The organism is Microbacterium sp. T2.11-28 (genome assembly GCF_950097975.1).
In the GTDB taxonomy this organism is placed as follows: Bacteria; Actinomycetota; Actinomycetes; order Actinomycetales; family Microbacteriaceae; genus Microbacterium.
In genome coordinates this window covers 24,806-35,429 of the sequence record NZ_CATNHF010000006.1, presented here as the reverse complement: position 1 = coordinate 35,429, position 10,624 = coordinate 24,806, and the positions used below count along the sequence as shown (strand labels likewise).

Here is a 10,624-nt window from a genome sequence, read left to right as displayed (position 1 = left end):
GCCCCAACGGGTCGGGGGGACGCGGGGCCCGCGTCGCTGAGGGAGGTGGTCACTGGACCTTCGCTGCCGCATCCTCCAGCAGTGCGACGTAGTCGTCGAGCACCCAGGGGAGGGACAGCGCCGTCGGGCTGACCGCGGCGCTCAGGGCGTCACCGCTTCCCACCGTGACGACGGCGCCGTTCTTGACCGCGGGGATCGTGTTCCACAGCGGGTCGGCCTGCAGCGCGGGGAGCAGGGTCTCGTCGCCGTAGCTGACGATGACGTCGACGTCGGCGAGCTGGTCGGCGTTCTCCGCGCTGAAGTCCTGGTAGAACGAGCCGCCGGCGGCAGCGTCGATCGCGACCTGCGGGAGGTCGAACCCGAGGTCCTGCAGGAGCGCGGTGCGCGAGTCGCCGCCGGTGTAGATCGACATCGTCGACACGTCGGCGGCGCTGGCGTAGAAGAACGCGGCGGTCTTGCCGGCGAAGTCCGAGCCGGCGGTGGCGTCGGCGATCTGCTGCTCGATGTCGGCGATGAGCTGCTCGCCCTGGGCCGAGCGGCCGAGCGCCTTCGCATTCATCGTGATCGTCTCGCGCCACGGCGTGAACCAGGCGACGTCGGGGTAGGCCACGACGGGGGCGATCTCGCTGAGTGTCGCGTAGTCCTCGTCGGTGAGGCCGGACTGCGCGGCGAGGATGACGTCGGGGTCGGTGTCGGCGATCGCCTCGAAGTCGACGCCGTCCACGGAGGAGAAGATCACCGGCTGGGGGCCGCCCAGCTCGTCGATCGCGTCCTGGGTCCACTCGTAGACGCCCAGGTCGGCGTCGCCGGTCCAGTTCCAGACCTGGGTGTCCATGCCGACGGGCACGACCCCGAGCGCGAGGGCCACGTCCTGGTTGCTCCACGCGATCGCCGCGACCCGCTCGGGCGCCTCGTCGATCGTCGTCTCGCCGAGCGCGTGCTCGATCGTCACCGGGAAGCTGTCGGTGGCTCCGGCGGCGGCGTCGGACGCGGCCGGGGTGTCGGTCGGGGCGCTGGTGGTGGCGCAGCCGGTGAGCAGCAGAGCGGTCGCGCCGATCGCGAGCGTGGCCGTGCGGAAACGAGGCACAGGTTCCTCCAAGAGGGATCAGGTAAGGACAGGCTTACTTTACTTACCCGGCCGGTCCCGCGCCAATCCGCTGCAGGCGGGCTGAAGGTCTGCGCCGCCGGCCTCACCGCACGCACGACGGCCCCGGGAGCGTGTCCCGGGGCCGTCGTGGCGTCGCGTCGAGCGGCGTTTCAGCGGCGCGCGCTGCGGTCGACGGCGCGGACGGCCAGCCAGGCGCCGGGCACCAGCAGAGCGGCGAATCCCGCCTTGATGAGGCCGGGGACGATGAAGGGCCAGACGCCGGCGGCCAGGACGCCGTCGACGGTCACGGTCTGTCCGAGCACGGTGGCGAGGATCAGCGCCATGTACGGCACGCCGATGAGGAACGGGATGACGGAGGCGGCCACGAAGCCGACGAAGGCCAGCCAGGGCTTGCGGTCCCACGCGCGCTCGGCGAACCAGCCGGCGACGAACGCGGCGGGGATGAACCCGACGACGAAGCCGAACGACGGTGCCAGCACGTAGGCCGGGCCGGCCGTCGCGCCGGCGAAGACGGGGGCGCCGGCGAGACCGGCGAGTAGGTAGGCGGTGAGCGAGGCGGCGCCGCGGCGCGCGCCGAGCGCCGCGCCGACGACGATCACGCCGAGCGTCTGCCCGGTGATCGGCACGGGTCCGATGAAGAAGGACACCTTCGCGAGGAGCGCCACCACCGCGACGCCCGTCAGCACGAGCGCGGCATCGAGGGCGAAGGCACGGACACGGTCGTCCGGTCGGGAGATCAGGTCGCTGAGGACCGGGCGGCGGGCGGATGCAGTGAGGGACATGAGGTCTCCTTGGGACTCCGTGGGCGTCGGATCCGGCGAGGGCCGGCGTCGCGACTCATCCTATGGGCGGCGCGACCGGTGTTTGTGTACTCCGTCCGACAATGCGTCCGCCAGGGTCCGTCGCGACCCTGGCACCCTCGTCGGGCGGTTCGGCGGCCGACGGGCGCCCGCCCTACGCCGCCGGGCCGGGTAGACTCGGAGGCTGGCCAGTCGGCCTCCTCTCTCCACCTTCGACCGAACGGACGTCCGCTGTGCTCGCCGTGCACGACCTCGAGATCCGCGTGGGCGCGCGCACGCTCATGTCGGAGGTGTCGTTCCGCGTGTCGGACGGCGACAAGATCGGCCTCGTCGGTCGCAACGGCGCCGGGAAGACCACGCTGACGAAGGTGCTGGCGGGCGACCTGCTCCCCGCCGACGGCAAGGTGGAGCGCTCCGGGGAACTCGGGTACCTGCCGCAGGACCCGCGCTCGGGCGACCCCGAGATGCTCGCCCGCACGCGCATCCTCGACGCGCGCGGCCTCGGCTCCCTGCTCCTGGGCATGCACGAGGCCGGTGAGCTCATGGGCTCGGACGATCCCGACGTCGCGGCGAAGGCCATGCGCCGCTACGGCAACCTCACCGAGAGGTTCGAGTCGCTGGGCGGCTATGCCGCCGAGGCCGAGGCGGCCTCCATCGCCCACAACCTGTCGCTCCCGGACCGGATCCTCGATCAGCCGCTGAAGACGCTCTCCGGCGGTCAGCGCCGCCGGATCGAGCTCGCCCGCATCCTCTTCTCGGACGCGCAGACGATGATCCTCGATGAGCCCACCAACCACCTCGACGCGGACAGCGTCGTCTGGCTGCGCGAGTTCCTCAAGAACTACAAGGGCGGGCTGATCGTGATCAGCCACGATGTCGAGCTCGTGGGCGAGACGGTGAACCGGGTGTTCTACCTCGACGCCATGCGCCAGGTCATCGACGTCTACAACATGAACTGGAAGAACTACCTGCGTCAGCGGGTGGCCGACGAGGAGCGCCGCAAGAAGGAGCGCGCCAACGTCGAGAAGAAGGCGACGGCGCTCCAGCAGCAGGCGGCCCGGTTCGGCGCCAAGGCGTCCAAGGCCGCCGCGGCCCACCAGATGGTCGCGCGGGCCGAGAAGATGCTCTCGGGGCTCGAAGAGGCGCGCCAAGACGACCGCGTCGCCAAGCTCCGCTTCCCCAAGCCCGCGCCCTGCGGCAAGACGCCGCTCATGGCGAAGAACCTCTCGAAGTCGTACGGCTCGCTGGAGATCTTCACCGACGTCGATCTGGCGATCGACCGGGGTTCGAAGGTGGTCGTGCTCGGGCTGAACGGTGCGGGCAAGACGACGCTCCTGCGGATCCTCGCGGGCGTGGACGCCGCCGACACCGGTACGATCGAGCCCGGTCACGGCCTGAAGATCGGCTACTACGCGCAGGAGCACGAGAACCTCGACGTGGACCGCTCCGTGCTCGAGAACATGATGTCCGCGGCACCCGACATCAACGCCACCGAGGCGCGCAAGGTCCTCGGGTCGTTCCTGTTCACCGGCGACGACGTCCTCAAGCCCGCCGGGGTCCTCTCGGGCGGCGAGAAGACGAGGCTGTCGCTGGCCACCCTCGTCGTCTCGAGCGCGAACATGCTGCTGCTGGACGAACCCACGAACAACCTCGACCCGGCGTCGCGCGAGGAGATCCTCGGCGCGCTGGCCCACTACGAGGGCGCCGTCGTCCTCGTGTCCCACGACGAGGGCGCCGTGCAGGCGCTGAACCCGGAGCGGGTGCTCATCCTGCCCGACGGCGTCGAGGACATCTGGGGTCGGGACTACATCGACCTGATCACCCTCGCCTGATCGCTCCGGCGTCGAGGAGGGCGTCCTCCTCCTCCATGTCGCGGTCGCGGCGACGCCTGTCGCGGGGCGCGGCGACGACGCCGTCCGCCTCGGCGGCATCCTCGCGCCGGTGGCGCCGCTCCGTGCGGATCATGTACCAGATGAACACGAACCCCATGACGGCGAACAGGATCCACTGAATCGCGTAGGAGAGGTGGGGGCCGGGGTCCGCCGACGGCGACGCGAGCGCCTGCGGGGCCGTCGCCGGGCTGGGGTCCTCGCTCACCATCAGGCCGTAGACGTCGGTGAGCGCGGCCGCGCCCGAGGCGATCGTGTCGGCGATCAGCGGCAGATGGATGGTGGGCACCTGGCCGTCGGGCGCCGAGCGTCCCGAGCGGGGGAGCGGCTCTCCCGGCTTCAGGCGCACGACGACGGTCGCCTCGCCCTCGGGCGGCAGCGGCACCTCGTCGGGCTCCGGGCTGCTCTCGCCCGGCGGGACCCAGCCCCGGTCGACGATGATCACGCGGCCGTCGGTCAGGCGGAACGGGACCAGCACCTCGAATGCGCTCGTGCCGCCGTGGGGACGATTCCGTGCGAGCAGCTGCTGGTCGGAGAGGTACTCGCCGGTCAGGGTGACCGGATGCCACTCGTCGGCAGGGTCGAACGACGCGCCCTGCGGGACGAGCTCGTCGAGGGGGACCGGGTCGGCGTCGTAGTTGGTCGCGATGAGCTCCAGCTGCTCGTCGCGCTCGGCGCTGCGCGTGAACTGCCAGTTCGCGAGGAAGCCGCACGCGATCGCGAAGACGACGGCGAAGCCGATGTAGCCCGCCCAGCGCGCGCCCGCCCTCATGGCGCGCGCCTCACGACGTCGGCTCCGCATCGAAGGCGACGACCTGCACGGGGAAGTCGCGTGCGGCGAGATAGTCGCGGAGGTAGCCGACGTGCTCGTCGCAGGCCGCCCACACCTTGCGGCGATCGCTCGCGTGGATGCGCGGGTTGCGCCAGACGACCTGCCACAGGGCTTCCGCGCGGCATCCGGCGCGGGAGCAGATGCGCTCGTTCACGAGGCGGCCGGCGGCTTCGGGTCGGACTCGGTGATCCGGATCACCGTCGGCGCGGGGTCCGCCGGCGGCGTCGCCGGGCCGGCCGTCAGCTCGCGCTCGGGGGCCACCGCGTCTGGCTCATCGCCGTCCGAGCTCACGTTGGCGACCACGACCGCCAGATACGGCAGCAGCACCGCCCCGACGGCGAAGACCCCGGTGTGCCACCCGTAGGGCGTGATGACCACCATCAGCACGAAGCACACCACGCGGACGCTCATCATGATGAAGTACTTCGTCATGCGGGCGTGGGCGTCGTCGTGCGGCGCGCGGCGCAACGACGTGGCCGACTGCGGTGCGCGGTGCTTCATGGCAGGTCCGAGGTGTTCACGGTCCTCCCAGGCTACGCCGCTCCGAGGCCGTTCAGGCGCCCAGCGCGAAGCTCGAGGGGCTGGTCGTGATGAACAGGCCGATCACCACGGCGATGAGCAGCCCGATGCCGATGCCGACCCACCCCACGATGACGCCGGCGAGCGCCATGCCGCGGCCCTTCTCGTGGGTCCGGGCGATCTGGCTCAGGGCGATGTGACCGGTGATGACGCCGACGATCACGCCGAGCGCGAGCACCCACGTCCACGCCAGGGCGAAGCCGACGATCGACGAGACCATCGACGTGATCGCCAGGGGGTTCGTGCGCGGTCCGGCGTAGCCGTACGGTGCGGCGTAGCCCGCGGGCGGCGCATACGCGCCGGCCGGATATCCCGTGGCGGGCGGCTGAGCGCCGGCGCCGTACGCGGGCGGCGGGTAGGCCGGGGCGGGATATCCCGGGGCCTGATAACCGGGCGCCGCCGCACCGGGATGAGCCGCCGGGGGCTGGGGCGCCGCGTACGGCGGCAGCGGGGACGCGGCGGGAGGGGTCGCCGGCGGCGGGGTGGGTGCGGCGCCGGCGGTCGGGTCGTCGGACTGGGTGGGATCGCTCACGTGTCCTCCTCGGGGTCGGCTCCAGGCTATCGGTCTGCGCCGCGCGGTCGAGTCCGGGCGGGGAGGGCGGCCGACTAGGCTGGGGCCCGATCCATCACCGACCCCGGGAGCTGTCATGTCCACCGATCGAGTCGTCCTCGTCACCGGCGGGAACCGCGGCATCGGCCGCGCCATCGCGGAGCGCTTCGTCGCTGCCGGCTATCGCGTCGCCGTGACGGCCCGCTCCGGGGAGGGGCCGGAGGGCACGCTCACCGTGCGCGCGGACGTGACCGACGCCGCGCAGGTCGACGCGGCGTTCGCTCAGGTCGAGAAGGAGCTCGGTCCCGTCGAGGTCGTCGTGGCCAATGCGGGCATCACCAAGGACACCCTGCTGCTGCGCATGACCGAGGACGACTTCGACTCGGTGGTGGCGACCAACCTCGGGGGCACGTTCCGCGTCGTCAAGCGCGCGGCCAAGGGATTGCTGCGCGCCAAGTGGGGACGCGTCATCCTCATCTCGAGCGTCGTCGGCCTGTACGGCTCGGCGGGCCAGATCAATTACTCGTCGTCCAAGAGCGCGCTCGTCGGCTTCGCGCGCTCGCTCACCCGCGAGCTCGGCGGACGCGGCATCACCGCGAACGTCGTGGCGCCCGGCTTCATCGAGACCGACATGACGGCCGAGCTGCCCGAGGACACCCAGGCCGAGTACAAGCGCAACATCCCCGCCGGCCGCTTCGCGACGGCGGACGAGGTCGCGGGTGTCGTGGCGTGGCTGGCATCCGACGACGCGGCCTACATCTCGGGAGCGGTCATCCCCGTCGACGGCGGTCTCGGGATGGGTCACTGACGCGCGACGCGCCGGTCCCGCGCCCGATGGCATCGGCCGCGGATCCGATCACGTCGGCAGGAGCGGGATCACGTCCCGGAGGTCCACGCGCCCGATGACGAGGTCTGCCCGCGCCCGGACCGCGGGCTTGGCGTTGAACGCGAGTCCCAGCGCCGCATCGGCCATCATGTGCAGGTCGTTGGCGCCGTCGCCGATGGCGATCGTCCGCCCGTCGGGCACGCCGTACGCCGTCGCCCACTCCCGCAGGGCGGCCGCCTTGCCGGCGGCGTCGACGATCGGGCCGTCCACGACGCCCGTGAGGCTCCCGTCCGCCACCGCCAGCCGGTTCGCCCGCCAGACGTCGGCGCCGAGCTCCGGGGCGACGGTGTCGAGGATCTCGTGGAACCCTCCGGAGACGACGGCGGCGATGCCCCCGCGCGCGTGGATCGCCTCGATCAGCTCGCGCACGCCCGGTGTCGGCTCGATCCGCGCGAGGACCCGCGAGAACGCCGTGACGGGGACGCCGCGCAGCGCCTGGACGCGAGAACGGAGGCTCGTGGCGAAGTCCACCTCTCCGCGCATCGCCGCCTCCGTCGCGGCCGCCACCTCGGCACCGCGCCCCGCCTCGTCGGCGATGAGCTCGATGACCTCGTTGCGGATCAGCGTGGAGTCGGCGTCGAACACGACGAGGAAGCGGGCGTCAGGCACGCTCCCAATCTATCGACCCCGACCGGGCACGCCGTCCGGTGCGGGACGCGCCGTCCTGGTCAGGCCGTGACGTGCACGTTCTTGCCGACGACGGTGATCCCGCTGTCGGTGACCGTGTAGCCGCGGGCGAGATCGCGTTCGCGATCGACGCCGACGGTCGCGCCGGCGTCGAGGATCACGTTCTTGTCGAGGATCGCGCGGTGCACCCGGGCCCCGGGGCCGACGTTCACGTGGTCGAACAGCACGGAGTCGGTGATCGTCGAACCGCCGCCCGACAGGGTCCACGGGCCTACGACGCTGCGCTCCAGGTGCGTGCCCGAGAGCACCGAGCCGAGCGACACGATCGAGTCGATCGCGTTGCCGATGCGGCCCACCCCGTCGCGCACGAACTTCGCCGGCGGCGAGTTCAGCGACTGCGAGTGGATCGGCCAGTCCGTGTTATACAGGTTGAAGATCGGCAGCGTCGAGATGAGGTCCATGTGGGCGTCGAAGAACGAGTCGATCGTTCCCACGTCGCGCCAGTAGTCGCGGTCGCGGCCGGTGGATCCGGGCACGTCGTTGCGCTTGAAGTCGTAGACGGCGGCCTCGCCGCGGCCCACGAAGTAGGGGATGATGTCGCCGCCCATGTCGTGGTTCGACGTCGGCAGCTCGCCGTCGGCCTCGACGGCCTCGATGAGCGCCTGCGCGTCGAAGATGTAGTTGCCCATCGACGCCAGCACCTCGCCGGGGTTGTCCGAGAGGCCCGTGGGGCTCTGCGGCTTCTCGAGGAAGTCCCGGATCGTGACGTTGTCCGTGGGGTCGACGTCGATGACGCCGAACTGGTTGGCTAGCCCGATCGGCTGCCGGATGCCGGCGACGGTCGCCTTGGCCCCCGACTCGATGTGGGCCTGGAGCATCTGCTCGAAGTCCATCCGGTACACGTGGTCGGCGCCGATGACCATGACGATGTCCGGCTTCTCATCGTGGATGAGGTTGAGCGACTGCAGGATGGCGTCGGCCGAGCCCGAGAACCAGCGCTTGCCGAGCCGCTGCTGCGCGGGCACCGAGGTGACGTAGGAGCTCAGCAGAGCGGACATGCGCCACGTCTGCGAGACGTGCCGGTCCAGGCTGTGCGACTTGTACTGCGTGAGCACGACGATCTGACGCAACCCCGAGTTGATGAGATTCGAGATCGCGAAATCGATGAGCCGGTACTGGCCCGCGAAGGGCACAGCAGGCTTGGCTCTGTCGACGGTGAGGGGCATGAGCCGCTTTCCCTCGCCACCGGCGAGGATGATTCCAAAGACCTTCGGCGCTGCAGGCATGGCTCCACACTATGCCCGGTCTTCGCGTCTGTACTAGCGTTCGACACATGCGCGTCGATATCGTCACGAAGGAGTATCCGCCGGAGATCTACGGCGGAGCCGGGGTCCACGTGACCGAGCTGGTCAAGGCGCTGCGCGAGCGCATGGACGTCCAGGTGCGCGCGTTCGGCGCGCCGCGCGAGGAGGCCGGGACGACCGCCTACGGGGTCCCCGCCGAGCTCTCGACGGCCAACGCCGCGGTCCAGACGCTGGGCACCGACCTGGAGATAGTGGGCGACGTCGCCGGGGCGGACGTGGTCCACAGCCACACCTGGTACGCGAACTTCGCCGGGCACCTTGCCTCCCTGCTCCACGGCATCCCGCACGTCGTCACGGCCCACTCGCTGGAGCCCCTGCGCCCCTGGAAGGCCGAGCAGCTCGGCGGGGGATACGCTGTCTCCTCCTACATCGAGAAGACGGCATACGAGGGGGCCGCGGCCATCGTCGCCGTCAGCGAGGGGATGCGGCAGGACATCCTCCGCAGCTACCCGTCGCTCGATCCCGAGCGCGTGAAGGTGATCTACAACGGCATCGACGTCGAGGCCTGGCGGCCCGTGGAGGATCCCGACCTCCTCGCGCGCTACGGCATCGATCCGGCGCGGCCGTCCGTGGTGTTCGTCGGCCGGATCACCCGTCAGAAGGGACTGCCCTACTTCCTGCGCGCCGCGGCGATGCTCCCCGAGGACGTGCAGATCGTGCTGTGCGCGGGTGCGCCCGACACGCCGCAGATCCTCGCCGAGGTCGAGGGGCTCGTCCGCGACCTCCAGAAGGACCGGGCGGGCGTGGTGTGGATCGACGAGTTCCTGCAGCGCGACCAGCTCTGCGCGATCCTGACCTCGGCGACGACGTTCGTCTGCCCCTCGGTGTACGAGCCGCTCGGCATCGTCAACCTCGAGGCGATGGCATGCGGCGCCGCCGTGGTCGGCACCGGCACCGGAGGGATCCCCGAGGTGGTCGTGGACGGCGTCACGGGGCGGATCGTGCCGATCGATCAGGTCCAGGACGGCACGGGGACGCCGACCGACCCCGACACGTTCGTCGCGGACCTGGCGGCGGTGCTCACGGAGGTCGTGTCCGACCCCGAGCGGGCGCGCGCCTACGGCGAGGCCGGACGCCGCCGCGCGGCGGAGGAGTTCAGCTGGCAGGCCATCGCGGATGCCACGACCGCGCTGTACCGCGAGGTGACCGGGAACTGAGTCCCGCCTGCCGTTAGGCTGGGGGCATGCCGCTGGTCCTGGAGTTCGCTGACGTCGTCGTCCGCCGCAACGCCCGCAACATCATCGATCATCTCGACTGGAGTGTCAGCGACGACCAGCGCTGGGTGATCCTCGGCCCGAACGGAGCCGGCAAGACGACGATCCTCCAGCTGGCGTCCACCCTGATCCACCCGACATCGGGCGCGGTGACCATCCTCGACGAGCAGCTGGGGCGCACCGACGTCTTCGAGCTGCGCCCCCGCATCGGCTTCGCGTCCTCCGCGATGGCCAAGCGCGTGCCCCCGGAGGAGACCGTCCTCGACGTCGTCCTCACCGCCGCGTTCTCGGTCCTCGGCCGCTGGAACGAGTCGTACGAGGCGATCGACGAGCGGCGTGCCCGGCGCGTGCTCGCCAACTGGCGCCTCGATCATCTCGCCGAGCGCACGTTCGGCACGTTGTCGGACGGCGAGCAGAAGCGCGTGCAGATCGCCCGGGCCGTGATGACCGATCCCGAGATCCTGCTGCTGGACGAGCCCACCGCGAGTCTCGACCTGGGTGCGCGAGAGGAGCTGCTCGCTCTGCTGAGCGGCTACGCGCAGGCTCCCTCGACGCCGGCGATGGTCATGGTGACCCATCACGTCGAGGAGATCCCGGTCGGCTTCACCCACGTGCTCCTGCTGCGCGACGGTCAGGCGGTGGCGGCGGGGCCCGTCGCCGAGGTCCTGACCTCCGAGAACCTGACCGCGACCTTCGGCGCCGAGATCGTGCTCACCGAGGTCGACGGCCGGTACGCCGCGCGCGCCGCGGTCGGCGCCTACTGACACGCACCCCC

General features: G+C 71.2%; 12 protein-coding genes. 4 read left to right on the top strand and 8 right to left on the bottom strand.

Translation table 11 applies throughout. The annotated features are described in order from the left end of the window. Positions 1–49: 49 nt before the first annotated feature. The gene (locus tag QQZ13_RS06385) at positions 50–1,087 is read right to left on the bottom strand and encodes an iron-siderophore ABC transporter substrate-binding protein (RefSeq protein WP_284528258.1); all 1,038 of its coding nucleotides are present in this window, start codon (positions 1,085–1,087) and stop codon (positions 50–52) included. Between the two features lie 170 nt (positions 1,088–1,257). After that, entirely contained in the window at positions 1,258–1,890 is a 633-nt protein-coding gene (locus QQZ13_RS06380; protein WP_284528257.1) for a biotin transporter BioY, read from the bottom strand. Positions 1,891–2,141: 251 nt separating this feature from the next. On the opposite strand from QQZ13_RS06380, the gene QQZ13_RS06375 reads away from it, so the two are divergent. Continuing rightward, a complete protein-coding gene (locus QQZ13_RS06375; RefSeq protein ID WP_284528256.1) occupies positions 2,142–3,740 on the top strand; it encodes an ABC-F family ATP-binding cassette domain-containing protein in 1,599 nt (532 codons plus the stop codon). Here QQZ13_RS06375 and QQZ13_RS06370 read toward each other — a convergent pair. Genes QQZ13_RS06370 through QQZ13_RS06355 form a run of 4 tightly spaced genes read right to left on the bottom strand, consistent with a single transcriptional unit; the run spans position 3,727 to position 5,740 of the window. Then, positions 3,727–4,569 (bottom strand): SURF1 family protein, encoded by an 843-nt coding sequence (locus QQZ13_RS06370; protein ID WP_284528255.1) that lies wholly within the window; start codon positions 4,567–4,569, stop codon positions 3,727–3,729. The genes QQZ13_RS06375 and QQZ13_RS06370 overlap by 14 nt on opposite strands. A gap of 10 nt (positions 4,570–4,579) precedes the next feature. Further along, on the bottom strand, positions 4,580–4,783 hold the full coding sequence (locus QQZ13_RS06365; protein WP_284528254.1) for a hypothetical protein: 204 nt from the start codon (positions 4,781–4,783) through the stop codon (positions 4,580–4,582). After that, positions 4,780–5,130: a DUF3099 domain-containing protein gene (locus QQZ13_RS06360; RefSeq protein ID WP_284528253.1), complete on the bottom strand. Its 351-nt coding sequence runs from the start codon at positions 5,128–5,130 to the stop codon at positions 4,780–4,782. The genes QQZ13_RS06365 and QQZ13_RS06360 overlap by 4 nt, the downstream gene beginning before the upstream one ends. Before the next feature lie 52 nt (positions 5,131–5,182). After that, complete coding sequence (locus tag QQZ13_RS06355; protein WP_284528252.1) at positions 5,183–5,740, bottom strand: DUF4190 domain-containing protein; 558 nt, start codon at positions 5,738–5,740, stop codon at positions 5,183–5,185. Between the two features lie 115 nt (positions 5,741–5,855). Between QQZ13_RS06355 and fabG the strand changes: the two genes are divergently transcribed. Continuing rightward, positions 5,856–6,566 (top strand): 3-oxoacyl-ACP reductase FabG, encoded by a 711-nt coding sequence (fabG, locus tag QQZ13_RS06350; RefSeq protein ID WP_284528251.1) that lies wholly within the window; start codon positions 5,856–5,858, stop codon positions 6,564–6,566. A gap of 48 nt (positions 6,567–6,614) precedes the next feature. Here fabG and serB read toward each other — a convergent pair whose 3' ends face one another. Further along, positions 6,615–7,253: a phosphoserine phosphatase SerB gene (gene serB, locus QQZ13_RS06345; RefSeq protein WP_284528250.1), complete on the bottom strand. Its 639-nt coding sequence runs from the start codon at positions 7,251–7,253 to the stop codon at positions 6,615–6,617. A gap of 59 nt (positions 7,254–7,312) precedes the next feature. Beyond that, positions 7,313–8,557: a glucose-1-phosphate adenylyltransferase gene (locus QQZ13_RS06340; RefSeq protein ID WP_284528249.1), complete on the bottom strand. Its 1,245-nt coding sequence runs from the start codon at positions 8,555–8,557 to the stop codon at positions 7,313–7,315. Between the two features lie 47 nt (positions 8,558–8,604). Here QQZ13_RS06340 and glgA point away from each other — a divergent pair, with 47 nt between their 5' ends. Together glgA and QQZ13_RS06330 are read left to right on the top strand one after the other, a co-directional pair. After that, positions 8,605–9,792, top strand: a complete 1,188-nt coding sequence (glgA, locus tag QQZ13_RS06335) for a glycogen synthase (protein ID WP_284528248.1) — start codon at positions 8,605–8,607, stop codon at positions 9,790–9,792. Positions 9,793–9,818: 26 nt separating this feature from the next. Then, entirely contained in the window at positions 9,819–10,613 is a 795-nt protein-coding gene (locus QQZ13_RS06330; RefSeq protein ID WP_284528247.1) for an ABC transporter ATP-binding protein, read from the top strand. Positions 10,614–10,624 lie beyond the last annotated feature (11 nt).